General features: G+C 56.5%; 23 protein-coding genes. 4 read left to right on the plus strand and 19 right to left on the minus strand.

The window, feature by feature from the left end:
- Window positions 1-46 precede the first annotated feature (46 nt).
- The gene (locus ABNS66_RS06605) at window positions 47-235 is read right to left on the minus strand and encodes a hypothetical protein (RefSeq protein WP_348655287.1); all 189 of its coding nucleotides are present in this window, start codon (window positions 233-235) and stop codon (window positions 47-49) included.
- Between the two features lie 294 nt (window positions 236-529).
- Between ABNS66_RS06605 and ABNS66_RS06610 the strand changes: the two genes are divergently transcribed.
- Window positions 530-1,510 (plus strand): malate dehydrogenase, encoded by a 981-nt coding sequence (locus tag ABNS66_RS06610; protein WP_204995792.1) that lies wholly within the window; start codon window positions 530-532, stop codon window positions 1,508-1,510.
- A gap of 93 nt (window positions 1,511-1,603) precedes the next feature.
- Window positions 1,604-2,257: an NAD(P)H-binding protein gene (locus ABNS66_RS06615; RefSeq protein ID WP_348655275.1), complete on the plus strand. Its 654-nt coding sequence runs from the start codon at window positions 1,604-1,606 to the stop codon at window positions 2,255-2,257.
- Window positions 2,258-2,262: 5 nt separating this feature from the next.
- Here the strand turns inward: ABNS66_RS06615 and rpoS are convergent, their stop codons facing one another.
- The 11 genes from rpoS to ABNS66_RS06670 form a co-directional block, all read right to left on the minus strand.
- A complete protein-coding gene (gene rpoS, locus ABNS66_RS06620) occupies window positions 2,263-3,240 on the minus strand; it encodes an RNA polymerase sigma factor RpoS (protein ID WP_204995794.1) in 978 nt (325 codons plus the stop codon).
- Between the two features lie 65 nt (window positions 3,241-3,305).
- On the minus strand, window positions 3,306-4,076 hold the full coding sequence (locus ABNS66_RS06625; protein WP_348655276.1) for a peptidoglycan DD-metalloendopeptidase family protein: 771 nt from the start codon (window positions 4,074-4,076) through the stop codon (window positions 3,306-3,308).
- A 172-nt stretch (window positions 4,077-4,248) separates the two neighbouring features.
- A complete protein-coding gene (locus ABNS66_RS06630) occupies window positions 4,249-5,154 on the minus strand; it encodes a DUF368 domain-containing protein (protein WP_204995796.1) in 906 nt (301 codons plus the stop codon).
- 31 nt (window positions 5,155-5,185) lie between these two features.
- Window positions 5,186-5,824 carry a protein-L-isoaspartate(D-aspartate) O-methyltransferase gene (locus tag ABNS66_RS06635; RefSeq protein WP_348655286.1) on the minus strand — a complete coding sequence of 213 codons (639 nt, stop codon included), beginning with the start codon at window positions 5,822-5,824 and terminating at the stop codon, window positions 5,186-5,188.
- Window positions 5,825-5,880: 56 nt separating this feature from the next.
- Window positions 5,881-6,903 carry a tRNA pseudouridine(13) synthase TruD gene (locus ABNS66_RS06640; protein ID WP_348655277.1) on the minus strand — a complete coding sequence of 341 codons (1,023 nt, stop codon included), beginning with the start codon at window positions 6,901-6,903 and terminating at the stop codon, window positions 5,881-5,883.
- Entirely contained in the window at window positions 6,893-7,387 is a 495-nt protein-coding gene (gene ispF, locus ABNS66_RS06645) for a 2-C-methyl-D-erythritol 2,4-cyclodiphosphate synthase (RefSeq protein WP_348655278.1), read from the minus strand. Before ispF ends, ABNS66_RS06640 begins: the two co-directional genes overlap by 11 nt.
- A complete protein-coding gene (ispD, locus tag ABNS66_RS06650; protein WP_348655279.1) occupies window positions 7,387-8,097 on the minus strand; it encodes a 2-C-methyl-D-erythritol 4-phosphate cytidylyltransferase in 711 nt (236 codons plus the stop codon). The genes ispF and ispD overlap by 1 nt, the downstream gene beginning before the upstream one ends.
- Window positions 8,094-8,378, minus strand: a complete 285-nt coding sequence (ftsB, locus tag ABNS66_RS06655; RefSeq protein ID WP_348655280.1) for a cell division protein FtsB — start codon at window positions 8,376-8,378, stop codon at window positions 8,094-8,096. Before ftsB ends, ispD begins: the two co-directional genes overlap by 4 nt.
- Window positions 8,379-8,440: 62 nt before the next feature.
- Window positions 8,441-9,724 carry a phosphopyruvate hydratase gene (eno, locus tag ABNS66_RS06660; protein ID WP_204995799.1) on the minus strand — a complete coding sequence of 428 codons (1,284 nt, stop codon included), beginning with the start codon at window positions 9,722-9,724 and terminating at the stop codon, window positions 8,441-8,443.
- A 71-nt stretch (window positions 9,725-9,795) separates the two neighbouring features.
- On the minus strand, window positions 9,796-10,647 hold the full coding sequence (gene kdsA / locus ABNS66_RS06665; RefSeq protein WP_204995800.1) for a 3-deoxy-8-phosphooctulonate synthase: 852 nt from the start codon (window positions 10,645-10,647) through the stop codon (window positions 9,796-9,798).
- A gap of 72 nt (window positions 10,648-10,719) precedes the next feature.
- Window positions 10,720-12,345 carry a CTP synthase gene (locus ABNS66_RS06670; RefSeq protein ID WP_204995801.1) on the minus strand — a complete coding sequence of 542 codons (1,626 nt, stop codon included), beginning with the start codon at window positions 12,343-12,345 and terminating at the stop codon, window positions 10,720-10,722.
- Between the two features lie 188 nt (window positions 12,346-12,533).
- Between ABNS66_RS06670 and suhB the strand changes: the two genes are divergently transcribed.
- Complete coding sequence (suhB, locus tag ABNS66_RS06675; protein WP_204995802.1) at window positions 12,534-13,337, plus strand: inositol-1-monophosphatase; 804 nt, start codon at window positions 12,534-12,536, stop codon at window positions 13,335-13,337.
- A gap of 76 nt (window positions 13,338-13,413) precedes the next feature.
- On the opposite strand, the gene secF is transcribed toward suhB, so the two are convergent.
- Genes secF through purL form a run of 3 tightly spaced genes read right to left on the minus strand, consistent with a single transcriptional unit; the run spans window position 13,414 to window position 20,168 of the window.
- Window positions 13,414-14,337 (minus strand): protein translocase subunit SecF, encoded by a 924-nt coding sequence (secF, locus tag ABNS66_RS06680; protein WP_348655281.1) that lies wholly within the window; start codon window positions 14,335-14,337, stop codon window positions 13,414-13,416.
- A 10-nt stretch (window positions 14,338-14,347) separates the two neighbouring features.
- Window positions 14,348-16,222 (minus strand): protein translocase subunit SecD, encoded by a 1,875-nt coding sequence (gene secD, locus ABNS66_RS06685; protein ID WP_204995804.1) that lies wholly within the window; start codon window positions 16,220-16,222, stop codon window positions 14,348-14,350.
- Window positions 16,223-16,280: 58 nt separating this feature from the next.
- Window positions 16,281-20,168 carry a phosphoribosylformylglycinamidine synthase gene (gene purL, locus ABNS66_RS06690; RefSeq protein WP_286838865.1) on the minus strand — a complete coding sequence of 1,296 codons (3,888 nt, stop codon included), beginning with the start codon at window positions 20,166-20,168 and terminating at the stop codon, window positions 16,281-16,283.
- 131 nt (window positions 20,169-20,299) lie between these two features.
- On the opposite strand from purL, the gene mltF reads away from it, so the two are divergent.
- Window positions 20,300-21,751 (plus strand): membrane-bound lytic murein transglycosylase MltF, encoded by a 1,452-nt coding sequence (gene mltF / locus ABNS66_RS06695; protein WP_286838867.1) that lies wholly within the window; start codon window positions 20,300-20,302, stop codon window positions 21,749-21,751.
- A gap of 94 nt (window positions 21,752-21,845) precedes the next feature.
- Here the strand turns inward: mltF and ABNS66_RS06700 are convergent, their stop codons facing one another.
- From ABNS66_RS06700 to ABNS66_RS06715, 4 genes are read right to left on the minus strand one after another with little or no spacing between them, the layout of a single operon-like run.
- Window positions 21,846-22,610: a crotonase/enoyl-CoA hydratase family protein gene (locus ABNS66_RS06700; RefSeq protein WP_286695757.1), complete on the minus strand. Its 765-nt coding sequence runs from the start codon at window positions 22,608-22,610 to the stop codon at window positions 21,846-21,848.
- A gap of 47 nt (window positions 22,611-22,657) precedes the next feature.
- Complete coding sequence (locus ABNS66_RS06705) at window positions 22,658-23,440, minus strand: enoyl-CoA hydratase-related protein (RefSeq protein WP_204995810.1); 783 nt, start codon at window positions 23,438-23,440, stop codon at window positions 22,658-22,660.
- A 49-nt stretch (window positions 23,441-23,489) separates the two neighbouring features.
- The gene (locus tag ABNS66_RS06710) at window positions 23,490-24,515 is read right to left on the minus strand and encodes a phosphotransferase family protein (protein WP_286838870.1); all 1,026 of its coding nucleotides are present in this window, start codon (window positions 24,513-24,515) and stop codon (window positions 23,490-23,492) included.
- 12 nt (window positions 24,516-24,527) lie between these two features.
- Window positions 24,528-25,757: an acyl-CoA dehydrogenase family protein gene (locus ABNS66_RS06715; protein ID WP_286838871.1), complete on the minus strand. Its 1,230-nt coding sequence runs from the start codon at window positions 25,755-25,757 to the stop codon at window positions 24,528-24,530.
- Window positions 25,758-25,768 lie beyond the last annotated feature (11 nt).

Consider the following 25,768-nt stretch of genomic DNA (forward strand, 5'->3'; position numbering starts at 1 on the left):
AGATGCAATAACCCTAGCAGCACAGTTGGCAGCTCTCAGCCAATGTTTACAAGATATTTACCGGACATAATTTACCACCGGACAGGCAAACCATCACCCGGTCGCCCTCTTCGATCATCTGAAAATCCTCTATCGCCTGCCCGGTGTGGCGGCGAAGGCGCTTCTGCAACTTGTTAAATTCCAGCTTAGACATTGCCGGCGTCGCGGCACTCGGGGTTTCAGAAGCGGAAAACATAGCTATTGCCTGTGTATCGGTGAACGAAGACGAGCGGCGCATTATATAGAGTTGGCTAAATATCAGCCACAAAGGCTTGAAAAATTCCCCTTCCGGCGTTGGAAACGCCGCTGCGACTGGTAATCTTTGCCTTAGGTGTCTATTATTAGCGCGCCAAAATCTGCTGGCATGAGGTGTTATTTTTACACGGCCAGACCCCGGCACGGGTGCATGCCGGATTGTGTAATCCACGTCCGGTCGCACCCGCTCACAACCGGCTTAAGACCAGATCACTTACCAGAAAGGGAACGCTCCATGAAACAACCCGTTCGTGTCACCGTTACCGGTGCAGCAGGCCAGATTGGCTATGCACTGCTTTTCCGTATCGCTTCCGGCGCTATGCTGGGCGACGATCAGCCCGTCATTCTGCAACTGCTGGACATCACTCCTGCTCTGGACGCGCTGGAAGGCGTAAAAATGGAGCTTGAAGACTGTGCCTTCCCACTGCTGAGCGGTGTTGTCTGCACTGACGACCCCAATGTTGGCTTCAAGGACAGCGATTACGCCCTGCTTGTTGGCGCTCGCCCACGTGGCCCCGGCATGGAGCGCAAGGACCTGCTGGAAGCAAATGCCGCGATCTTCTCTGTTCAGGGTAAAGCGATCGACGAAAACGCCAGCAAAGATATCAAAGTACTGGTAGTCGGCAACCCTGCCAACACCAACGCTCTGATCACGCAGCGCAATGCGCCTTCTATCAACCCGCGCAACTTCACTGCAATGACTCGCCTGGACCACAACCGCGCGATGACGCAGATTGCTCAGAAAACCGGCAAAACCGTTAACGACGTAACGAACATGACCATCTGGGGCAACCACTCTGCCACTCAGTACCCGGATCTGTTCAACGCAAAAGTTGCGGGTGAAACGGCCTCTGACCTGGTTGATCAAGAATGGCTGGAGAACGACTTCATCCCAACGGTTCAGCAGCGTGGCGCAGCCATCATCAAGGCACGCGGTGCGTCTTCTGCAGCGTCAGCAGCCAATGCGGCTATCGACCACATGCGCAGCTGGGCACTGGGTACTGAAGGTGACGACTGGGTATCTATGGGCGTATACAGCGACGGTAGCTACGGCATTCAAGAAGGCCTGATCTACTCCTTCCCCTGCCGCTGCAAAGGCGGTGACTGGGAGATCGTTCAAGGCGTTGACGTCAACGATTTCAGCCGTGCGAAAATGCAGGCGACTGAGCAAGAGTTGGCTGAAGAGCGCGACGGCGTTAAGCACTTGCTGCCCTAAGGCATCGTGCCAGGCAGTAAAGAAAAAGGCGGCCTTCAGGCCGCCTTTTTTGTAAGCGCGTAAATGGAACCAGCCATCAACGGGGACATATCAATGAATAAAACCGCAGTGGTACTCGGTGGCACAGGCCTGGTTGGCAGTGCGTTGCTGGAACTCTTGGTTCACAGCCCAGCATTCTCTAACGTGCGCTGCATCAGTCGCCGGGCTCCCCACCTCGACCATCCCAAATTAACGCATTGTCACGCTGATTTTGAGCAATTGGAAAACTACGCAGAGGCGTTTCAGGGCGACTGTCTCTTTTCCTGCCTAGGGACAACGCGCAAGCAGGCGGGCTCACTGGCCGCTCAGCGTCGCGTCGACGTGGATTATCAGCTTCGCGCCGCTCAAATAGCCGCCCAACAGGGCGTGCCACACTATTTTCTTGTGTCAGCCATGGGCGCGAATGCGGATAGTCTTAGCGCCTACATGCAAATGAAGGGAGAATTAGAGAACGCGGTCATTGCGCTTAACTTCGCGAGCACCAGCATATTTCAACCGTCGCTGCTGACAGGTGCTCGCGACCAACGCCGCTGGGCAGAATCACTCTCCGCCCCGCTTATGGAAGCCGCCTGCCACCTTCCGGGCTTAAAAAACTACCGGCCGATTTCAGGCACACAACTGGCACAAGCGATGCTGGAGCGCAGCCTGGAATACACTCAAGGCCTCAAGCGCTACCGCCTTGGGGAGTGTTTTCCAAAGTCAGAGTAGCCCTCTCAGTCGGGCTCGTCGGCAAACAGCGCACTCGCGCTAAGGCCATTGCTTTCAAACATGCCCCGTAGGCTTTTTAAGGCCTCAACCTGGATCTGCCGAACCCGCTCGCGGGTCAAGCCGATCTCACGCCCGACCTCTTCCAGTGTTGCCGCCTCGTGGCCACGCAACCCAAATCGCCTTACCACCACTTCTCTTTGCTTATCGCTCAGCTCATCGAGCCAGTGGTCAATGCTGTCGGAGAGGTCATCATTTTGCAGAATTTGACTGGGGTTTAGCGCGTTGTGGTCAGCGATTGTATCCAGCAGCACTTGATCTGAGTCCTGCGCCAGGGGCACATCCACCGACGCCACACGCTCTTTTAGCCCACACAGGCGCTTGGCCTCGGCAACAGGGCGATTCAACTCCCTTGCCATCTCTTCAGGCGAGGGCATGTGGTCCAGCTTTTGGCTCAGCTCGCGCTCCGCACGCAAATAACTGTTGAGCTCTTTTACCACGTGTATCGGCAAACGAATCGTGCGGGTCTGATTCATAATCGCCCGCTCAATAGTTTGGCGAATCCACCAGGTGGCATAGGTAGAAAAACGAAAGCCGCGCTCAGGGTCAAACTTCTCAACGGCGCGAATAAGCCCCAAATTTCCCTCTTCCACCAAGTCGAGCAAAGTAAGGCCTCGATTTAGATAGCGGCGGGCAATTTTCACCACCAAGCGCAGGTTACTCTCTATCATGCGCTTGCGACCGGCCTCATCGCCTTTGCGAGCCAGGCGCGAGTAATAGACTTCTTCATCGGCAGTGAGTAACGGCGAATAGCCGATTTCGTTGAGGTATAGCTGAGTAACATCTAACTCAGCGCTGTGGCGCTTACTGCGTTTTAAGCGACTGATGCCTTTTTCAGTTGTGGATTCTTGTTGTTTTTCTATATCCGTATCTGCCACGCCCTTAACAGGCCGCGACGCTTTTCCGTTCGATTCATATACCCGCATCGTCGAATCCTTATGCAAGATTGTTATTGTTTCGACTTGGGTGACGCCCTCTTGCTCCTCCTACTCTAACGCCGCGGAAGCAGCTTCAAGGGATCAACCGGTTTTCCGTCAATTCGAACTTCAAAATGCAATTTCGCCGAGTTCGTACCGCTATCGCCAAGTTCAGCGATCGTTTGCCCAGCGTTAACGCTCTCTCCCTCTTTTACCAGCAAGCGCCGATTGTGACCGTAGGCACTTAAGTAGCGCTCTGAGTGTTTCAATATAAGCAGGTTGCCGTAACCGACCAGGCCACTGCCTGCATAAACGACAACACCACTCCTCGATGCCCTTACAGGCTCACCCATTTTACCTTTGATATCAATACCCTTGTGGGCCTGCCCGGTCGCAACAAACCCTCGCGTAAGCGGCCCCTTTACCGGCCAGCGCCATGACTCCTTCGCGGCGCTACGCGGCGGCGACGGCTTTTTCGCAATGGTCTTTTTTTGAGGCTTTATGGTTGGCGTAGGGGTTTTTACTGAGGGTGAAGAAACGGATTTCCCCGCGATTTTTTTCGGCGCGGACGGCGCAGCATAACGCTCTTTCAACATGATCGCCTGGCCGGGGAAGATGGTGTACGGCGCTCGAATGTTGTTAGCGTTCGCTAACCGTTTAACGTCGAAGCCGTAACGCCATGCGATTGAAAAAAGGGTGTCACCACGGCTGACAATATAATAGGGCGGCGGTTTTTCTGAGGGGTTGTATCGGTCAACTACCGGCGCAGCACGATGGGGAGCACTGCATGCGCCAAGCGCCAGCAACAGCACAGCCACAAGCAGCGTGTATCCTACCCTCTTCACTGACGCGGAACCTTCATAGCGAGCTTTCCAGTGGCAATTTGTCATTGGCAACGACTCATTGACCCTAAAGCGAACAAAAGATTCTTTTTATCCGCAGCAGGGTCAAGCGGGTTTTGATTATTATCAGTGATTTAAACGCCTCGGCTTATGTAAAAATAATCTTAAAAAAGTCTCAATTTCTACTGGCTACGCGTTCGAGCAAAAGGACAGTCGCGAAACCCACGGCCATCAGCAGCGCACACATCAACCACTGAGGGTCCGCCTGTTCAGCGTACTGCATGGGCAAGACATTATGCCAATCGACGCTGTGCTCATCGGTTAATAACCGCCCAGCTGAGGAAAGCTTCCACGGCCAGATCACCGCCAATGATCCCAGCAGAATCCCCGTCAGCGTAGCCAGCAACGAGCGCCGATGGGTGTGCATCAGGTAGCTAAGCAGGCGCACAAACAACATCAGGCCCGTGGCGCAACCCAACATGAACACCGCGATCATGCCAAGGTCCATCGACTTAATGGCATTGATAATGGGCTCATACATCCCCAGCAACAGCAGGATAAAACTGCCTGAAATTCCCGGCAAGATCATCGCGCATATCGCCACCGCACCCGCGCCATAAACGGTCAGCATATTCACCGGCACCTCAGCCGGGCGCAGCGCGGAGATGACCAGCGCGAAAACCAAGCCCAGTACAACAAAGCCAACAGGCTGACCCCGGCCGGGAATCTGCTGGTAGACAAACAATGCCGACGCGAGAATCAACCCAAAAAAGAAGGCTGCCAGCAACAGCGGGTGAGTAGCCAGAGCCCAGGATATCGCCCGTGCCAGCGACAACACACTGATGGCGATTCCCAGTAATAAACTCAGCAGAAAACCGCCGTTAACGTACTGCCATGCCGCCGACGGACCACGCGTGAACAGTAACTTGAGTGCCTGCAGGTTGCAGGCTTTCAAACTTTCAATGAGCTGGTCGTAAATACCGGTGATGAAGGCAACCGTTCCCCCCGAGACTCCCGGTACAATATCAGCAGCACCCATTGCCGCCCCGCGCAGCATCACGCCGGCGCTAAAGCCCTTCATACATCTTCCTTAATTGAATTTGGCAACACGTTTAGGCGACAACACCACCCACCAAGGGCACAAATAACACCGGTTCAATGCATTGCTCTTCAATGCCGTCTTCGCGGCGGTCGTAAACATATAGACTCTGCGGTTTGCCCTGTTCACCGACGGGAATAACCAGCCTGCCGCCCACCGCGAGTTGTTCTAATAACTCAGCTGGCACCACCTCTGGCGCCGCCGCCGAGAGTATCGCATCGAAGGGCCCACGCTCAGGCCAGCCCATACCGCCGTCTGCATGGCGCAAATGCACATTGTGCAGGCCCAAATGGCGAAGGCGCTTGCGCGCTTTCTCCTGCAAGGGACGGATACGCTCAACACTGAACACGCGCCCGACGTGTTGCGCCAGGATGGCTGTTTGATAGCCCGATCCTGTGCCCACTTCCAGCACGCGCTCACGCGGGCCATTGGCCAACAACAGCTCTGTCATACGGGCGACAATATAGGGCTGAGACAGGGTTTGCTGGAAGCCTATCGGCAGCGAACTGTCCTCATAGGCGCGGTGAGCCAGCGCTTCATCCAGGAAAATATGCCGCGGCGTGGCGCGAATGGTATCCAGGACTTTTTGATTGCTAATACCCTGCGCTCGCAAACGCTCAATCAGTCGATCCCGGGTACGCTGGGACGTCATCCCAATACCTTGCAAGTTAATACTGCTCACCTTTGCTCTTCTCTGTTTTATGGCCTTCAGGCGTTAATAAATTCTCTCACAAGCGCTGTAGCGAAACAGCCACTGGGCAGTGAAAACTGCAACTGCAGCTGATCATCACTTAACCACTGCCAGCATAATTCCTTTGGAACAACCCGCAGACTGCGCCGTTCCATTTTCATACCGTGGCGCAGTAAACCGTCGCACAGCGTTTTATGGGCGGAGAACACCGATTGCTCCAAGGCGTCCACCTCAGCGGTAACGCTGTGGCGCGCCACCTTGCCAAACAGCGGGCCACTGGGGTGTATATCCCCCTCGGCGATACGTTTTGCGATCCCCTCATCAGGCTCAGCCGCAAAAACACTGCCGCTGTCGCGCAAGCTATATAGCTCACCTTCTAAGGGTAATAGCCACGTTCCTGCCTGCAATCGTAATGCCAAAACCTCATTAAACAGGTAAGAGCGCGCCGAGGACAGGTAAATACTTCGCTGAAATCGCTGAGGTTTACTCTCTCCCTCAAACCAAGCGCGGCACTGCTCGATATTCGCACCCTCGTGGCCAAAGCGCTGTTCACCGAAATAGTTGGGGTAGCCGGCGCACAGTATCTTCAGACGGCGATCGATGTCATCGCGGTCACCAACCACCTCGCGCAGGCGAATCACAAAGCGATTGGCACGGTGACTGCCAGGGCGCAGTTTCTGCCGGTGCCGCCCCCAGCGCTGTACCTTCCAAAAACTGTCGCCCGATAGCTCAGCAATATCGTCCCAGTCTCGCCCCTGCTTACCCGGCAGATGAACGCAGAACCATTGCCGAGTTAAGGCATGTCGATCCTTCAATCCACTATAGGTAACGGCTTTGAGGGAAACACCGGCTAGGTCAGCGATACGGCGGGCAACATACTCGGTGTTATTGCCACGCTTCTCCACCCACAGCCAATCGAATTCACCATCGAGGCTAAATTCAACATCAAACTGTTCTTCAACTTCAAAATCCTCGGGCACGCTGCGCAGGCGTCCGCGCGCCTGAGGAGCGCCGAGATAGGTCGGCCAGTCAGGCAGCATTGGTATCACGCTCAAGCAATACAACAGCGTCAACGGCAATGCCCTCTTCCCGGCCCACGAAGCCAAGTTTTTCAGTCGTGGTTGCCTTCACGCTAATATCAGCCAGCGCCACATTCAGGACGCTCGCAAGGCGCTGACGCATCATAGGGATATGCGGGGCGAGCTTTGGCGCCTGAGCGGCGATGGTAATATCGGCATTTCCCAGTGCATAGCCTTTCTGCTTTATCAGCGCGTAGCAATGCGTTAACAGCTCAGCACTATCGGCGCCCTTGTATGCCGCATCGGTGTCGGGAAAATGCTGACCAATATCGCCCAGTGCCAAGGCACCGAGCAACGCATCGCAGAGCGCGTGAATGGCAACATCACCGTCGGAATGCGCCTCCAGCCCATGGTGGTGATCGAGCCGAATACCGCACAAAACAATGTGATCCCCGCTGCCAAAGCGATGAACATCGTAGCCGTGACCAATACGCACACTACTCATCACCGCACTCCCTCGCGCGACTGCGCCTGCAAATAGAACTCCGCCAATGCTAAATCCTCGGGATAGGTCACTTTGATATTCGCGGCACTGCCTGCCACCAGCTGTACGCTGCCGCCACAGTGTTCAATCGCAGACGCTTCGTCGGTTACCGTCAAGCGGTGCTCTCGGCAGTAGCGCAGCGAGGACACCAGCTCTCCATAGCGAAATACCTGCGGCGTTAGCGCGCGCCACAAACCGCTGCGGTCCAGGGTTTCTTCAACCTCATTGGCTTGGCCCGCTCGTTTTACGGTATCGACAATCGGCGCCGCCAACAGGCCACCGCGCTGCTGAGAAAGCGTAGCCTGAATCAGCGCCGACAAATCGGCCGACGTCAGGCAGGGCCGCGCGGCATCGTGCACCAACACCCAATCTGCATCACTGGCCTCACCGCGCAGCGTCAGCAGTGCCATCTCCACAGAGTCAGCACGTTCACTGCCGCCAACGACGGCCCGAACCCGGGAGTGATGGCTTAAGGGTAGAGACGAAAACTGCTCGTCACTGGGGTGGAGAGCAAACAACACGGCTGATATTTGAGGTTCAGCCAGCAGGGCTGATGCACTGTGTTCGATAACCGTGCGGCCAGCGAGAGGCATGTACTGCTTGGGACGCTCACTGGCAAAACGGCTGCCTCGGCCGGCCGCTGGAATAATGGCCCACAAACGCTGTGTCACGGTGAGTCTTCTATGATGAGATAAAACGTTTCGTCCTCGCGAATCAGCCCCATATCATTCCGGGCTCTCTCCTCGATACTATCGAGGTTATTCTTGAGGCTATGTACCTCGCCCAGCAGCCGATCATTGCGCTGCCGAAGCGCGGAATTGTGTTGCTGTTGATCGCCAATTTCCCGCCGCAGACTAACAATCTGCTCCCAACTGCCGCTGCCATTCCACAGGCGCAATTGCAGCGCAAGCAGTAATACCAGTAGCAGTAGCAGCAATCGGCGGCGGGTCATTGCTTATCCTTTGTCGGTGCTCAGAGACCACGCTTGCCTCTGAGCACACGTACACAGTGCGATCAGGCGCGGAACTCATCGCGACCGCGATAGGCTGCGCCGAGTTCTGCTTCAATACGAAGCAAGCGGTTGTACTTAGCAACGCGGTCAGAGCGGCACAGTGATCCGGTTTTGATCTGGCCAGCAGAGGTTGCAACCGCCAAATCGGCGATCGTGGTGTCTTCTGTCTCACCGCTGCGGTGAGAAATCACAGCCGTGTAACCGGCATCTTTTGCCATTTTGATTGCATCCAGTGTCTCGCTCAGCGAGCCGATTTGGTTGAATTTAATCAAAATTGAGTTGGCGATGTTGTTATCGATACCGCGCTTCAAGATGCTGGTATTGGTCACAAACAGGTCGTCGCCCACCAGTTGCACACGCTCACCGGTCAGCTCAGTCAATGCAGCCCAGCCGTCCCAATCGCTCTCATCCATACCGTCTTCGATAGAAATAATGGGGTAGCGCTGAGACAAGCCGTCCAGATAGGCGGCAAAGCCGGCGGCATCAAACTCTTTACCTTCGCCGCTGAGCTTGTACTTACCGTCTTTGTAAAATTCAGAGGCCGCGCAATCCAGCGCCAGAGTCACGTCTTCGCCAAGGGTGTAACCTGCGTTAGAAACCGCCTCTGCAATCACTTCCAGAGCCGCTTCGTTCGAGGGCAAGTTGGGAGCAAAACCGCCTTCATCACCCACAGCGGTGCTAAGACCACGGCCGGCAAGCACCTTTTTCAATGCATGGAAGATTTCAGCGCCAATGCGCAGCGCTTCCGCAAACGTCGGCGCCGCAACGGGCTGAATCATGAATTCCTGAATATCGACGTTGTTATCCGCGTGCTCGCCGCCATTCAAAATGTTCATCATCGGCACCGGCATGGTGTACTGGCCTTCCGTACCGTTAATTTGTGCAATGCGTTGGTAAAGCGGAATACCTTTCTCTGCCGCAACCGCCTTTGCAGCCGCCAGAGAGACTGCCAAAATCGCGTTGGCGCCAAACTTCGCTTTGTTCTCGGTACCGTCGGCGTCGATCATCGCTTTGTCGATCGCACGCTGATCTTCGGCATCCATCCCCATCAACAGATCGCGAATATCGGTATTGATATTGGCGACGGCTTTGGTCACGCCCTTACCCAGGTAGCGCGACTTATCGCCGTCACGCAGTTCGAGGGCTTCACGTGATCCCGTCGATGCACCAGAGGGAGCACAGGCACTACCTACCGCCCCAGAGGCCAACACAACGTCTGCCTCCACGGTGGGGTTACCGCGAGAATCCAGTACCTCGTATGCCTTAATGTCGACGATTTCTGCCATGGGGTGATCTCCTTCCTATAAGTCGTATCGCGACGCCGAGCGTCGTTATTGTTTTAAAAAATGAATAGGGTTTAGCGAATGTCCAGCGCCGGCAATGACTTCACAAGATCATCGACAGCTTTCATTTGCTGTAAAAACGGTTTCAGTGCAGACAGCGGCAGCGCGCTGGGGCCGTCGCATAACGCTTGATCCGGATTCGGGTGCGCCTCCAGAAACAGCCCAGCCAGCCCCTGGCTCATCCCCGCCCGACCCAGCTCCGCAACCTGGTGACGGCGGCCACCGGAGGCCGCGCCCATCGGGTCGCGACACTGCAGGGCGTGGGTAACGTCAAAAATTAACGGCGCGCCGCCACTGACTTCACGCATGGTGCGAAAACCCAGCATATCGACAACCAGGTTGTCATAACCAAAATTACTGCCGCGCTCGCACAGCATGACTTTTTCGTTGCCACACTCCGCAAATTTCTCGACGATATTCTTCATTTGCGCGGGGCTCAGGAACTGCGGCTTTTTGATATTAATCACCGCATCGGTTGCCGCCATCGCCGCAACTAAATCCGTTTGCCGGGCGAGAAAGGCTGGCAGCTGAATAACATCGCAAACCTTAGCCACCGGCGCGGCCTGATGAATTTCGTGAATGTCGGTGATCACCGGCACATTAAAGCTGCGCTTGATCTCTTCAAAGATTTTTAAGCCTTCATCCATACCGGGGCCGCGGTAAGAATGAATGGAAGATCGATTGGCTTTATCGAAAGACGCCTTGAAAACATAAGGAATACCCAGCTCGGCGCACACCTCCACGTAGGCCTCCGCCACGCGCATTGCCAAGTCTCGCGACTCCAGTACATTCATACCACCGAAAAGCACGAAGGGCAGATCATTGCCCACATCCAAGCCAGCAACGTTGAGATGTTTATCCTGCATAGGGAACTCCGCTTGCAAGGCGGCGCGCATCCCGCACCACCATGTTTTTAGTTAGGGGCGCGGGCGCGATCATTACGCCTGCTGGTGCTTCAGGGCAGCACGCACGAAACCGGTGAACAACGGGTGACCGTCGCGCGGTGTCGAGGTAAATTCCGGGTGGAACTGGCAGGCGACAAACCAGGGGTGGTCCGCCACTTCAACCACTTCGACCAAGCTCTTATCGGCCGACCAGCCACCAATGCGCAGGCCATTATCCTGCAGAGCCTGAACGTAATTATTATTCACCTCATAGCGGTGGCGATGACGCTCGGTAATTTGCGCGGCGCCGTATATCTCCTTCGCCAACGAGCCGTCGCTGAGGTGGCACATCTGAGCACCCAAGCGCATGGTTCCCCCCAGGTCGGATTCAGCGTCACGCTGCTCCGTTTCACCTTCAGAGGTCACCCATTCAGTGATCAGACCAACAACCGGATTGGCGCCATCTTCAACGAATTCACTGCTGTTGGCATCGCTGATACCCAGGACATTGCGCGCGAATTCAATAACGGCAACTTGCATACCCAGGCAGATGCCCAAGTAGGGAATGTTATTTTCGCGGGCGTACTGCACAGTGCGAATTTTACCTTCGACGCCGCGATTACCAAATCCACCCGGTACAAGAATACCGTCGACATCCTTCAGCGCATCAACACCTTCGGTCTCGATGGTTTCGGAGTCGATATAGCGCACATTGACCTTGGTGCGCGTGTGAATACCGGCGTGCTTCAGAGCCTCGTTCAGCGACTTATACGCGTCGAGCAGCTCCATATACTTGCCCACCATCGCAATGGTCAGGCTCTGATCCTGATGCAAGTCACCGTCGATAACGCTATCCCACTCCGACAGGTCGGCCTGAGGGCAATCGAGGCCAAAGCGCTCAACCACTAAGTCGTCCAGGCCTTCCGCAGACAGCAGCGAGGGAATACGGTAGATGGAATCCACATCGCGCAAAGGAATAACCGCGCGCGACTCCACATTGGTAAACAGTGCAATCTTGTGACGGCTGCTGAGGTCGATTTCGTGATCTGAGCGACAAAGCAATACGTCTGGCTGCAGACCAATAGAGCGCAATTCCTTCACCGAGTGCTGAGTTGGCTTGGTTTTGGTCTCACCGGCTGTCGCGATATAAGGCACCAGCGTCAGGTGCATCAGCATCGCGCGCTTGGCCCCGAGCTCTATTTTCAGCTGACGAGCTGCTTCGAAGAACGGCAGGCCTTCAATATCACCAACGGTGCCGCCTATTTCGACAATGGCGACATCTGCATCACCAGCACCCGCAATGACGCGGCGCTTGATCTCGTCGGTAACATGGGGGATCACCTGCACCGTGCCACCCAGGTAGTCGCCGCGGCGCTCCTTGCGCAATACGGTTTCGTAAACGCGGCCGGTGGTGAAATTATTACGCTTGTTCATTTTTGCACGAACAAAACGCTCGTAGTGGCCAAGATCCAGGTCGGTCTCTGCGCCATCTTCAGTTACGAACACCTCGCCGTGTTGAAACGGGCTCATGGTGCCTGGATCCACGTTGATGTAGGGGTCCAATTTCAGCAGGGTTACTTTCAGCCCACGCGCTTCGAGAATCGCCCCGAGCGATGCAGAGGCAATACCTTTGCCAAGAGAAGAAACAACGCCGCCAGTGACGAAGATGAAACGCGCCATGTGATGCCTATATATCGAGCTAGTAAGGGTGCAGGACTCAAAAAAGCGATGCTTTAAAGGCCCCTATATGATGGGCGCTCAGTTTAACAGCATGGATCGACCTAGACAATGAAATTAGGCCTCTGAGCCAGGCGTATGCTCTGTTATACTGCCCGGCTAATTGCTTGCACATTCAAGGTCTTAGTTCTATGCAACCCATGTTGAATATCGCCCTGCGCGCCGCGCGCAAGGCCGGTGATCTGGTCGCCCGCGCCGCCGAGCAGATTGACCGCCTGAAAATTGAATCAAAGGGCGAGAATGATTTTGTTACCGAAATCGACCGCAAGGCCGAACAGGAAATCATCTACCACCTCCAAAAAGCCTACCCCGAGCATCGCTTTCTCGGTGAAGAGAGCGGCGAAACCGGTAACCCCGACAGCGATTACTTGTGGATTATCGACCCCATCGATGGCACCACGAACTTCGTGCGCGGCATCCCGCACTACTGCATCTCGATCGCCTGCCTTCATCAAGGGCAGATTGAGCACGCCGTTGTCCTGGACCCGATCCGCCGCGAAGAATTTACCGCCAGCCGTGGCCGCGGCGCCCAGTTAAATGGTCGTCGAGTCCGCGTGACAATGGCCGCCAGCCTGGAAGGCACCCTGATCGGTACCGGCATTCCATTTAAGTCGCGCAGTGAACAGCATATCGCTGCTTACATGAAGAGCCTGGAAGCCGTCGCGCGCGAAACCGCGGGAATCCGCCGCGCGGGTTCAGCTGCTCTCGACCTGGCCTATGTTGCGGCAGGTCGCCTGGATGGCTTCTGGGAAATCGGCCTGAGCAAGTGGGATATTGCTGCTGGCGTGCTGTTGGTTCGCGAGGCCGGTGGTCTGATTAGCGACTTCCAAGGCGGTGGCAACTATCTGGAGAGCGGCAACATCGTGGCCGCCAATCCGAAGTGCTTAAAAGGCTTGCTGCAGGCAGTGAAACCGCCGCTTGAGCACATTCGCTAGTCGCTACTAGCCATTTGTAAAAACCAAAAAGGGCGCTACATGCGCCCTTTTTTTTGCCGTAAATACCGCGATATTGCTACGGCAATTCGTCCAGCTCGGCGCCCTCTTTCTCCGGCACCATCAAATCCTCTGGACTGATCTTCATTGCCACCAACAAGCTCGCAACAATAAATACCGACGAATAGGTACCCACACCCACACCGACCAGCAATGCCAGTGCAAAGCTATGGATCATTTCACCACCCACCAGCGCCAGAGCCACCAGCACCATCAAGGTGGTACCCGAGGTCACCAACGTACGGCCAAGCGTATCGGTAAGCGAGATATTGACGATATCCACCGGGGAGTATCCGCGCATACCACGCAGATTCTCGCGAATCCGGTCGGCAACAACAATGGAGTCATTCAAGGAATAACCGATAACCGCCAGTACGGCCGCCAAGACCGTTAAGTCGAAATCCCAACCGACCAGCGAAAACACGCCCAAGGTGATGACCACATCGTGCGCCAATGCCAATACAGCGCCAAAGGCAAACTTCATCTGGAAGCGCATTGCCACGTAAATCAGCACCACAATCAGCGCCAGCAATACTGCCAGGCCACCTTGTTCACGCAGCTCCTCACCGACCTGTGGGCCAACAAACTCAATACGGCGAAGCTCTACGTCGTAAGGGCTGTCCGCGCGCAGCGCCGACAACACTTGCTCGCCCAGCGTGGGGCTCAAGCCCTGGGGCAGTCGCACGAGAACATCGGTATCGGAGCCAAAATTGACAACGATGGCACTCTCAAAGCCATTGGTTTCCAGCGTATTGCGCACCTCTTGCAGGGGCACCGATTCTTCGTAGATCACTTCGATCAATGTGCCGCCGGTGAAGTCCAAACCGAAGTTCAGGCCCTTCACGGCGATCAACAATATGGAGGCAAGCACGGCCGCCAACGAGAATGCCGCCGCCACTTTGCGGGCACTCATAAAACGGATAAATTTCTTTTCCTCTGACATGGGCCCTTCCTTATATTGCCAGTTTGCTGACACGGCGGCGGCCGTAGATCAGATTCACAATTGCACGCGTTCCCATGATCGCTGTGAACATCGACGTCACAATGCCCAGTGACAGGGTTACGGCAAAGCCGCGCACTGGGCCAGTGCCCACCGCATAGAGGATCACCGCCACCAGCAGGGTGGTAATATTGGCGTCCATGATTGTGACAAAGGCTCGGCCGTAGCCCGCATTAATGGCGTGTTGCGGCGATGCCCCTTCGGCAATTTCCTCCCGTATTCGCGAGAAGATCAACACATTGGCATCCACCGCCATACCCACGGTAAGGACGATACCCGCAATACCCGGCAGGGTTAGCGTTGCGCCCAGCAGCGACATGGCGCCGACAAGCAATACAATGTTAAAAGCCAGCGCCACCACGGCGATAATGCCGAACACGCGGTAGTAAACCAGCATGAATAGCGCTACCGCAGCGAGACCGATCTGCACCGACAACAGGCCTTTAGAGATATTCTCTGCCCCGAGTGATGGACCTACCGTCCGCTCTTCAACAAAATCGATCGGCGCGGCCAGGGCACCTGCGCGGAGCAACAGCGCCAGTTCAGTAGCCTCACCGGGCGCATCGAGGCCAGTAATACGGAACTGGACGCCCAGGGCATCGCGAATGGTTGCCAGAGAAATGATTTTTTTCTCGTCGTAGGGAACACGAACAACCTGCTCTTCCCCAGCGGCATTGGTTTCATAACGCGTGCGGCTCTTGCGCTCAATAAACAGCACACCCAAACGGCGGTTGATATTGTGGCGGGTAACACGGTGCATCAATGCGCCGCCCTCGCTGTCCAGGGTAATGCTTACCTGAGGCATGCCGTTTTCATCGAAGCTGGCTTGAGCGTTGGCAACACGCTCACCGGTGATCACCACTTCGCGCTCCAACCAGGCGTTGGGCTCACCGCGACCGGGGTTGCGGAAATTAAATTGTTCCCGATCAGAGGGCTCGGCGTCGTAGCGCGCCTCAAGCCGGAACTCCAGGTTCGCCGTTTTACCCAAAATTCGCTTGGCCTCTGCGGTATCCTGAATGCCGGGTAATTCCACAACAATGCGGTTGCGCCCCTGACGCTGAACCAAGGGCTCTGATACACCCAATTCATTGACGCGGTTGCGCAGCGTGGTCAGGTTTTGACCCACGGCGTAGTCTTCAATCTCTTTGCGTTTGGTTTCAGAAAGCAGCGCCTCGAGATAAAACGCCTCCTCCCCTTCCGGGGCTGAAACGCGCTGGGCGGTAAGCTCGGTATATTCCTTGCGAATCACACTTAAGGCTTTGTCGCGATTCTCTTCACTGCTGAATTTACCGCGAATAATGCCCTGCTCACCCAAACGCACAAAGCCGCGAATACGCTCTTCACGCAGCTTCTTTTTAATGCCGGTGCTGTAATGCTCCAGGCGGGTAGCAATGGCCGCGTCGGTGTCGACTTCAAGCAAAAAATGCACACCACCACTGAGGTCAAGCCCCAGCTTCATTGCACCGGCCCCGAGTCCGCTCAGCCAGTCAGGCGTGTTTGAGGCCATATTGAGGGCGACCACATAGCCATCACCCAAGGCGCGCTGAATTAATTTCTGCGCGTGGAGCTGGTCGTCAGCATGGCGGAGCCGCACCAAACCACTTTTGCCAGTGGTATCGGCTTCAGCGCCAAAATGGTCGATATCGGCCGCCGTCAACGCCGCCGTGATTTTATCGATTTCCCGGGCAGAAATTTGCGTACCGCTGCTTTCACCAGAGATCTGTACCGCAGGGTCTGGCCGGTACAAATTCGGCGAGGCATACAGCAAACCAATCCCCAGAACCGCCACGATAAGCAGGTTCTTCCACAGGGGGTATTTATTGAGCATTGTTATCCACCAAAACCACCGCAACGGCGGTATCCATTTTTATAAATTTGATCGCCGGCTAATCAACCCACACCCGCGCATTGCGGAACATACGCATCCAACCGCTATCTTCACCCTGATCTGCAGGTGCCCAGCTGTTGGTAACGCTGCGGAATACGCGCTCCGGATGCGGCATCATAATGGTGACACGGCCGTCATTGGAGCTCACGCCGGTAATACCCTGAGGCGAACCATTGGGGTTCGCCGGATACTGCTCGGTAAGTTCACCAGCATTATTCACATAGCGCAGTGCGACATTCCCCGACGCCGCCATCGCCTGAAGCTGCTCAGCTTTCGCAAACTCAGCACGGCCCTCGCCGTGCGCGACCGCTACCGGCAGGCGCGAACCGGCCATACCGCTTAACAATATGGAGGGCGATTCGGGAATTTCAACCATTGCCACCCGCGCCTCAAACTGTTCTGAGCGGTTGCGCACAAAATGCGGCCAGTGCTCGGCACCGGGAATCAGCGAGTGCAAATTCGACATCATCTGACAGCCGTTACACACGCCCAGCGCGAAGCTGTCCTGGCGGTTGAAAAACTGCTGGAACACATCCCGCGCACGGGCATTGAACAAAATACTCTTCGCCCAGCCTTCGCCCGCACCCAGCACATCGCCGTAGGAGAAACCGCCACAAGCCGCCAAGCCTTTAAACTCGGCAAGGTCGAGGCGACCGCTGAGAATGTCACTCATGTGAACATCGACGGCGGCAAAGCCTGCGCGGTCAAAGGCCGCGGCCATTTCCATTTGGCCATTGACGCCCTGCTCACGCAGCACCGCCAGCTTGGGCCGCTCACCTCGCTGAATATAGGGCGCAGCGATGTCTTGCTGAGGATCGAAACTCAGATCGACAAATAAGCCGGTGTCGTCCTCGCGCAAGGCGTCAAATTCCTGCTCGGCGCACTCGGGGTTATCGCGCAGGGCCTGCATACGGTAGCTCAACTCCGCCCAGCGACGGTGCAACGCCAACCGGTCTGCCAGCAGAATCTCGTCGCCGTTTAGCGACACCTTAATCTGGCTGCCCAGAACAGGCACACCAATATCCTGAACCAAATCACTGAGGCCGTAATCGGCAAACAGCGCCATCACCGCCGCCAAATCACTGCGGCGCACCTGAATCACGGCGCCCGCTTCTTCGGCAAACAGCTCAGCTTGCGGCGTCGCAGAACCTTGCAACGCAATATCCAAACCGCAGTGTCCGGCGAAGGCCATTTCCAACAGGGTAATCAGCAAACCGCCATCAGAGCGATCGTGGTAAGCCAGAATATGGCCTGACTCCAATAAGGCCTGGGTGGCATTGAAGAAGGCTTTCAACAGTGCGGGATCATCGATATCCGGCGCATCATTGCCCAGCTCGCCGCAAACTTGCGCCAGGCAAGACCCGGCCATGCGACGTTGCCCGGCGCCCAGATCGATGGCCAGCAGCACGCTGTCCTGCTTGGCATCCAGGACCGGCGTCACGGTCTTGCGCACGTCGACCACCGGCGCAAAAGCGGAAATTACCAGCGACATCGGCGCGGTAACGGCCTTGTCTTCACCGTCGTCCTGCCATGCGGTGCGCATCGACATACTGTCTTTACCCACGGGGATAGTCAGCCCCAAGGCTGGGCAAAACTCCATGCCAACCGCTTGCACTGTGTCGTACAGGCGCGCGTCCTCGTCGCCGTGACCCGCTGCGCACATCCAGTTTGCTGACAGTTTGATATCCGACAACCGAGCAATGCGCGTCGCCGCAATATTGGTAATCGCTTCCGCCACCGCCATGCGACCCGATGCCGGCGCATTCACCAGGGCCAGCGGCGTGCGCTCGCCCATCGACATCGCCTCACCCGCGGTGCTGTCGTAACTCACCGTGGTCACCGCGCAGTCGGCCACAGGCACCTGCCAGGGGCCAACCATTTGGTCTCGATGAACCATGCCGGTAACCGAGCGGTCACCGATGGTGATCAGGAAGTTCTTGCTGGCAATCGCTGGCAAGCACAGCAGGCGGTCCAGCGACTCTTCAACACTCAGCGCACAGTCGAATGCGGGCTGAACCACGTCACTGCGCTGCGCTTCTCGGTGCATTTTCGGGGGTTTGCCGAACAGTACCGACATCGGCAAATCAACGGGATTGTTATCAAAGTGACGGTCGCCGACGCGCAGTGTTTTGTCTTCGGTCGATTCGCCCACGACCGCATACGGGGCGCGCTCGCGCTCGCAAATGCTTTCGAAGGTCGCCAGGTTTTCCGGCGCAATGGCAATAACATAGCGCTCCTGAGACTCGTTACACCAAATCTCCAATGGCGACATACCCGGCTCGTCATTGGGGACTTCGCGCAGCTCAAAATTACCGCCGCAGCCTCCGTCTTTCACCAGCTCAGGAAAAGCGTTGGACAGGCCGCCAGCGCCCACATCGTGAATAAAGGCGATGGGGTTATTCTCGCCAAGTGCCCAGCAGCGGTCGATCACCTCCTGGCAACGACGCTCTATTTCGGGGTTTTGACGCTGCACGGAAGCGAAGTCCAGATCGGCACTGGAGGAGCCAGAACTCATCGACGAGGCCGCACCGCCGCCCAGGCCAATCAACATTGCCGGGCCACCCAGGGCGATCAGCTTGTAACCGGCTGGGAATTCGTCTTTGACGACATGCTCGGCCTTAATATTGCCGTATCCGCCCGCCAACATAATCGGCTTGTGGTAGCCGCGGCGCTCTTCGCCCTCAGCGGTAACAATATTCTGCTCGTAACTGCGGAAATAGCCGCACAAGTTAGGGCGGCCAAATTCATTATTGAATGCCGCGCCACCAATTGGGCCCTCAATCATAATATCCAGGGCCGAGACAATGCGCTCTGGCTTGCCGTAATCCTGCTCCCACGCCTGCTCAAAGCCGGGCACCTGCAAGTTAGACACGGTAAAACCGGTCAGGCCGACTTTGGGCTTGGAGCCACGACCCACCGCGCCCTCATCGCGAATCTCGCCGCCCGCACCGGTGCCGGCACCGGAGAATGGTGCAATTGCCGTAGGGTGATTGTGCGTCTCCACCTTCATTAGCAGGTGAATATCTTCGTGATGGAATTGGTACTCCGCCGTTACCGGGTCGGGATAAAAACGCCCACCAGGGCTACCCACCACAACCGCGGCATTATCCGAATAGGCGCTGAGTACATTCTCGCCGCCCAATTCGTTGGTGTTTTTGATCATCGCGAACAGCGACTTGTCTTGCGGCTTACCGTCAATCGTCCAACTCGCGTTGAAAATTTTGTGACGGCAGTGCTCAGAGTTGGCCTGCGCGAACATCATCAGTTCAACATCGCTGGGGTTGCGCTGCAGTTCTTTGAAGCTATCGACCAAGTAGTCAATCTCATCCTCGGCCAACGCCAGGCCCAGCTCGGCATTCGCCGCCAGCAGAGCCTCGCGCCCACCGGCAAGCACGTCTACGCGCTGCATCGGTTTGGGGGAATGCTGACTAAACAATTGCGCGGCGGCGGGCACCGAGTCTAAAACCACTTCCACCATCCGGTCGTGAATAGCCGCCGCCACCGTCGCGCGCTGACTTTCACTAAGCGGTTGCTCACTTTCCAGCCGGTAAAGAACACCTCGCTCCAGGCGGCGTAGCGTCGTCAAGCCGCTGATATGGGCAATATCACTGGCCTTGCTCGACCAGGGCGATATCGTGCCCGGGCGCGGCACAACAAAAAACTCACTGCCGCTTAATTCAGCCGGCGCCGCGCCTGAGCCGGGCCCATACTGCAGCAATTGCTCAAGTATTGTCTGCTGTTCATGACTGAGTTCACCCTCCACGTCGGCCAAGTGCACAAACTGCGCACTGAGCGCCTGTAGCTCCGGAATCGCGGTGCGCAGGGTGGTCAGCAGTTTTTCAATACGGAATTCAGAAAGCGCCGCAGCGCCGGGAACGATCAGCATGCAGGTCTAGAACCTCGGTCGACGGGAATAAAGGCCGACATTGTACAGGAATCGCAAGGGAAAATTCAGGCTTATGGTGTGAACTCTGCAAGCCCGATACAATGATTAAATAATTCTGCGGAGCACAGCGATTGAGGAACACAAAAAACAGTCATTCGTGGCCCTTTCGACGCCTGGGCGTCTGGCTACTACTGCTGTTTTGCGGCGCGTGCTCTCCCCCGCAAGATGCCCTGGACACCATCCGCGAGGAAGGCGTTCTGCGCGTATTGACCCGCAACGGCCCAACCACCTACTACGAAAGCCAGGGCAACCCCAGCGGTTTTGAATACCATTTAGTTAAAGATTTCGCCGACTACCTGAATGTCGAGCTGGAAATGATCCCGGTGGTCAGCCTGGACGAGCTATTTGAAAACCTCCACGAAGGTCGCGCCAATCTCGCCGCAGCTGGACTCAGCATTACCCCGGAGCGCAGCGCCGCACTGCAATTCGGCCCCAGCTACATGAGCGTAAAACAGCTATTTATCTACAACCGCACGCTTACCGACAAGCCCGCCGATTACGCCGCCCTGCCCGACTTGCGCATTCGCGTGCTGGGTAACAGCTCACACGCCGAAGTGCTGCGGGAATTGCGCGAGCAGTACCCGTCATTAACGTGGAGCGAAAGCCGCGACCAGGAAACCATCGACCTACTTGAGCAACTGCAGCAAGGTGAGATTGATATCACCATGGTCGACGCCAACGAATTTCACGCAAACCGGGCCTTCTACCCCGATTTCCGAATCGCCATGAGCGCGGGCAAACCGGGCAAGCTGGCCTGGGCACTTAGCAAGAATGCAGACAACACCGCCCTCCAGCAAGCGCTTGAAACATTCTTTGAAGAGATCAAGGCAAACGGCGAGCTGGACCGGCTGATCGATCGCTTTTTTACCTTTAATGAGCGCCAGTCGTTTATTCGCACACAGACCTTTCTCAAGATGAAAGAGCAGCGCCTACCCAGCTATAAAGGCCTGATCGAGCAGGTCGCCATAGAATACGATATGGACTGGCGCTTTCTCGCCGCCATCAGCTACCAGGAATCCTTCTGGAACCCCAAAGCAAAATCCCCAACCGGGGTGAGGGGCATGATGATGCTCACCCGCCCCACGGCCAAAGAGTTGGGCGTGGACAATCGCCTGGACCCACTGCAGAGCCTGCGTGGCGGCGCGCGCTACTACAAGAAACTGTATACCCGTCTGCCCAGCGGCATCGAGCCGCCGGACCGCAGCTGGTTTGCGCTGGCAGCCTACAACATTGGACTGGGGCACCTGGAAGATGCCCGCATACTCACCGAAAAAGGCGGCGGCAACCCGAACCTGTGGAGCGATGTTAAAGAACCCCTGCCACTACTGCGACAACGAAAGTGGTACAAACAAACCCGCTATGGCTATGCCCGGGGCGATGAGCCGGTGCGTTATGTGGAGAATATACGCCGCTATTATTCCCTGTTGACCTGGGACGAACTGAATCGCTACCGCGTGCCGCCGCCGCGTATTGTCTCCGACTATTTACCGGAATCGCTGAACCGGGGTTTGGACGCGCTCTAAGCCGTAGCGATCAGGCTCCCCCTGAAGAAAGAACGCTCACACAAAAAAGCCGGCATATGCCGGCTTTTTATCGAACGAGATTGATACGCGTCGACTAGCAGCCCTTCCACTGCGGAGGACGCTTTTCGGCGAAGGCAGTCGCGCCCTCAATAGCGTCCTTGCTGGCAAAGACTGGCAATGCGATATCATTTTGTTTTTTGAACATGTCTTCCGATGACCACTCTTCCGACTCGTTCATAATCTGCTTACTGGCCAATACCGCCATCGGCCCGTTGGCAGCAATTTTATCGGCCAGCTCGCGCGCTGCAGCCAGCGCCGTCCCCGCCTCTACCACGCGGTTTATCAGGCCAAGGTCATACGCGCGCTGAGCGTCGATGGCATCGCCGGTCAGGGCCAACTCCATCGCCACCCGGCGAGGAATTTGCCGAGGCAGCTTTAACAAGCCACCCGCCCCGGCAACCAGCCCGCGCTTCACTTCGGGAATACCAAACTTGGCGTTACCGGCGCTCACGATCATGTCGCAGCTAATCGCCAGCTCAAAACCGCCCGCTAACGCGAAGCCCTCGACAGCGGCGATAAGCGGCTTGCGCGGCGGCGCTTCAACAAGCCCGGCAAAACCGCGGCCTTCAATAATGGGCAGCTCGCCGGTGACGAAGGCTTTCAGGTCCATACCGGAACAAAAGGTTCCCTCCGCGCCGGTGAGTATCGCAGCGCGAATCTCATCATTGCTGTCCAGCTCTTCCATTGCGGCGGCAATCCCTTTGGCAACGGCCAAATTGACCGAATTTTTTGCCTCCGGGCGGTTGATGGTGATCAGCATCACCCCATCTTCAACCGCAACGATAACTTCATTGGCCATAATCCACTCCCTTTCAATCGTTATTATGTGCACGCATGCTGTGCTTGCTACTTACCCTTGAATACCGGCTGGCGCTTTTCCAAAAAGGCGCCGATGGCCTCTGCTGCATCTTCACTGCCAAGGCAGGTGTTTTGCGAGCGCGCTTCCGACATAAACGTTTGCTGAAAACTCTGCGCCGCCGCGCCGCGCAACAGTGCCTTGGTCTCGCGCAGTGCAATCGGCGCTCGCTCGGCCAGCGCTGCCGCCCACGACTGTGCGTCGCTCAAAACCTTGTCGGCGGTCGCCAGCTTGTTCACCAAACCGAGCTCCAGGCACTGGGCCGCATCCAGTCGCCCGCCTTCAGCAATAAAAGCAAAGGCGCGCTGATAGCCCATGCCGCGCAATAAATTCCAGCTGGCACCGCCGTCGGGCACCAAGCCAATATTGGTAAATGCCATCACCATGCTGCCGCTGTCGGCCATCACCGACAGGTCGCAGTGCATGGCCAGCGCCGCGCCAATGCCAGCCATTACGCCGGGCACTGCCGCAATAACGGTCTGCTCCATTGAGGCGATCATGGTGAAAATAGGCAGGTACTCATCGAGCAGCTGCCGCTCGACACTCTGACCGGGGCCCGGGCCTTCAGACAAATCTGCACCCGAGGAAAACCCGCGCCCTTGAGCGCCAAGTACCACCACGCGTATGGCGCTGTTCTGGCTGACTTCTTGTAACGCTGCCAGCAAGTCACTGCGCATTTCACGGGTGAAGGCATTGAGCGAGTCGGGGCGATTTAGAAGGATGGTGGCTACCGCCCCCTCGCTACTCAACATTACGGTTTGTCGGTCTGTCATGAATCTCTCCTGATAGGGCTGGGGTCGCCATCGTTGCGACCCACGGCACTCACGCTCCCTGCTCTACCACCTGAACGCCCATTTGCGCCAGGGGGGCAGTCATACCACCAAGCTGTTTTGCCTTGTCGTTGGAGGCATTGCCGTCGAGGGCGCGTTTATAAACACCCTGCAAAATGGCACTGAGGCGAAAGAATGAAAAGGCCAGGTAGAATACCCAATCATCAATGGCACTGATACCGCGGCGCTCACAGTAGCGGCGCACATAGTCTTTTTCGCTGGGAATACCCAGTGCTTCGCGGTCCACATCCCCCAAGCCGGGAATTGCGGCACTGCCAGGCAGGCGCCACTGCATGCACTGGTAGGCGAGGTCTGCATAAGGGTGGCCCAGGGTCGATAGCTCCCAATCCAGCAGCGCGATAATATCGGTGCCGCCCTTGGCGAACATCATATTGTCCAGCCGGAAATCGCCGTGCACCAAACACACCTGGCCGTCATCCTCGGGCAAATTCGCCTCCAGATAACTGATGAGGGTTTCCACCGGCTCCAGGCGCTGGGTTTCACTGGCCCGATACTGCTTGGTCCAGCGATCCAGTTGCCGGGCAAAGTAGCTGCCGGGCTTGCCGTAGTCCGACAGACCAACAGCGTCGACATCAACATTGTGCAAATCAGCGAGGAGCTGATTCATATTGTCGTACATCGCGCTGCGGCGCTCAGGGTCGAGCTCCGGCAGCGCGGCGTTCCAGTATATGTCGCCGTCGAGGTAGTCCATCAAATAAAACATGGAGCCAATCACCTGCTCATCCTCGCAGAGAATGCGCATGGTCGGCACAGGCACCTTGCTGCCGGCCAGCGCCGACATCACGGTAAACTCGCGATCCACGGCGTGTGCAGATTTAAGCAGCTTCCCCGGCGGCTTGCGGCGCAACACATAGGCACCACTTTCCGCATCAATGCGGTAGGTGGGGTTGGACTGCCCACCGGGAAATTTTTCTGCGGTAAGTGGCCCGGAAAACCCATCGATGGATGTTTCCAGATAGGCGCATAGCGCGTCGGTATCGAGATCAAAAGCTGCCATATTCCCTCCTTTTTATGCCTCACCGCTAAAGCGGTTGATAATCTGCTTGCCCAGCGCCATTTGGTGTACCTGATCCGGGCCGTCAGCCTGGCGGCACCAGCGCGCATAATTGAAGGCCTCAGCCATCATATAGTCTTCGGTAAAGCCGCCCGCACCGTGCAATTGCATGCAGCGATCGATCACCGTTTGCACCAGCAAGGGCACCGTGGTTTTCGTTGCGGCAATCATATCCACTGTTGCCATGGGGCCCTGCTCGTCGATCAGTTTGCAGGTTTTTAAAATTAGCAGGCGCGCCATTTCTATTTCAGAGAAGCTGCGCGAAATATCCTCGCGAACCGACTGATGGCGGCTCAGCGTGCGGCCAAAGGTGGTTCGCGATACCGCGCGCTGACAGGCCAGCTCCAGGGAGCGTTGGGCGGCGCCGATCAACCGCATACAGTGGTGCATACGCCCGGGCGCTAGACGCCCCTGGGCAATTTCAAAGCCGCGACCCTCACCCAGCAACACATTCTCCAGGGGCACGCGCACATCAGTAAAGCGCATCTCGGCGTGGCCAACCGGCGCATCATCGTAACCGAAGGTTGTCAGCGGGCGAATAATCTCCATACCCGGCGTGCCTTTGGGCACCAGCACTTGTGTCTGCTGCTTGTGCCGACTGGGGTTATCGGGGTCAGATTTACCCATCACAATAAAAATTTGGGTACGCTCGTTCATCGCCCCGGTAATAAACCACTTGCGACCATTGAGCACCCATTCGTCGCCGTCTTTTTCGATGCGCAGCTCAATATTGGTCGCATCACTGGACGCCACCTGCGGCTCCGTCATGGCGTAGGACGAGCGAATATCCCCTGCCAACAGCGGCGTTAACCAGCGCTCGCGCTGCGCATCCGTGGCGTATTTCATTAACACTTCCATATTGCCGGTGTCCGGCGCGCTGCAGTTAAAGACTTCTGCCGCCCACAGCACTCGCCCCATTTCCTCACACAGGGGGGCGTAGTCCAAAAAGCTCAGACCGCCGCACTCGCTGTATTGGCCGTACTCTTCCGGCACAAACAAATTCCATAGCCCGGCCACCTTGGCCTTGGCTTTTAGCTCGTCCATCAGTGGCATCGGCGCATAGCGATTACTGGCCTCGGCCAGCTGCTCGGCGTAGGCCTTCTCGTTCGGGTAGATATGCGCGTCCATAAAGTCTTTTAAACGCGCCAGCAGATCTTGCGCTTTAGCAGAGGGTCGTAAATCCATCATATTCTCCT

Source organism: uncultured Spongiibacter sp., from assembly GCF_964011655.1.
GTDB lineage: Bacteria > Pseudomonadota > Gammaproteobacteria > Pseudomonadales > Spongiibacteraceae > Spongiibacter > Spongiibacter marinus.

Coding starts and splice junctions, on each gene's coding strand:
- ABNS66_RS06605 (WP_348655287.1), bottom strand. CDS start 235: ATGTTTTCCGCTTCTGAAACCCCGAGTGCCGCGACGCCGGCAATGTCT.
- ABNS66_RS06610 (WP_204995792.1), top strand. CDS start 530: ATGAAACAACCCGTTCGTGTCACCGTTACCGGTGCAGCAGGCCAGATT.
- ABNS66_RS06615 (WP_348655275.1), top strand. CDS start 1,604: ATGAATAAAACCGCAGTGGTACTCGGTGGCACAGGCCTGGTTGGCAGT.
- rpoS (WP_204995794.1), bottom strand. CDS start 3,240: ATGCGGGTATATGAATCGAACGGAAAAGCGTCGCGGCCTGTTAAGGGC.
- ABNS66_RS06630 (WP_204995796.1), bottom strand. CDS start 5,154: ATGAAGGGCTTTAGCGCCGGCGTGATGCTGCGCGGGGCGGCAATGGGT.
- ABNS66_RS06635 (WP_348655286.1), bottom strand. CDS start 5,824: ATGACGTCCCAGCGTACCCGGGATCGACTGATTGAGCGTTTGCGAGCG.
- ABNS66_RS06640 (WP_348655277.1), bottom strand. CDS start 6,903: ATGCTGCCTGACTGGCCGACCTATCTCGGCGCTCCTCAGGCGCGCGGA.
- ispF (WP_348655278.1), bottom strand. CDS start 7,387: ATGAGTAGTGTGCGTATTGGTCACGGCTACGATGTTCATCGCTTTGGC.
- ftsB (WP_348655280.1), bottom strand. CDS start 8,378: ATGACCCGCCGCCGATTGCTGCTACTGCTACTGGTATTACTGCTTGCG.
- eno (WP_204995799.1), bottom strand. CDS start 9,724: ATGGCAGAAATCGTCGACATTAAGGCATACGAGGTACTGGATTCTCGC.
- kdsA (WP_204995800.1), bottom strand. CDS start 10,647: ATGCAGGATAAACATCTCAACGTTGCTGGCTTGGATGTGGGCAATGAT.
- ABNS66_RS06670 (WP_204995801.1), bottom strand. CDS start 12,345: ATGGCGCGTTTCATCTTCGTCACTGGCGGCGTTGTTTCTTCTCTTGGC.
- suhB (WP_204995802.1), top strand. CDS start 12,534: ATGCAACCCATGTTGAATATCGCCCTGCGCGCCGCGCGCAAGGCCGGT.
- secF (WP_348655281.1), bottom strand. CDS start 14,337: ATGTCAGAGGAAAAGAAATTTATCCGTTTTATGAGTGCCCGCAAAGTG.
- secD (WP_204995804.1), bottom strand. CDS start 16,222: ATGCTCAATAAATACCCCCTGTGGAAGAACCTGCTTATCGTGGCGGTT.
- purL (WP_286838865.1), bottom strand. CDS start 20,168: ATGCTGATCGTTCCCGGCGCTGCGGCGCTTTCTGAATTCCGTATTGAA.
- ABNS66_RS06700 (WP_286695757.1), bottom strand. CDS start 22,610: ATGGCCAATGAAGTTATCGTTGCGGTTGAAGATGGGGTGATGCTGATC.
- ABNS66_RS06705 (WP_204995810.1), bottom strand. CDS start 23,440: ATGACAGACCGACAAACCGTAATGTTGAGTAGCGAGGGGGCGGTAGCC.
- ABNS66_RS06710 (WP_286838870.1), bottom strand. CDS start 24,515: ATGGCAGCTTTTGATCTCGATACCGACGCGCTATGCGCCTATCTGGAA.
- ABNS66_RS06715 (WP_286838871.1), bottom strand. CDS start 25,757: ATGGATTTACGACCCTCTGCTAAAGCGCAAGATCTGCTGGCGCGTTTA.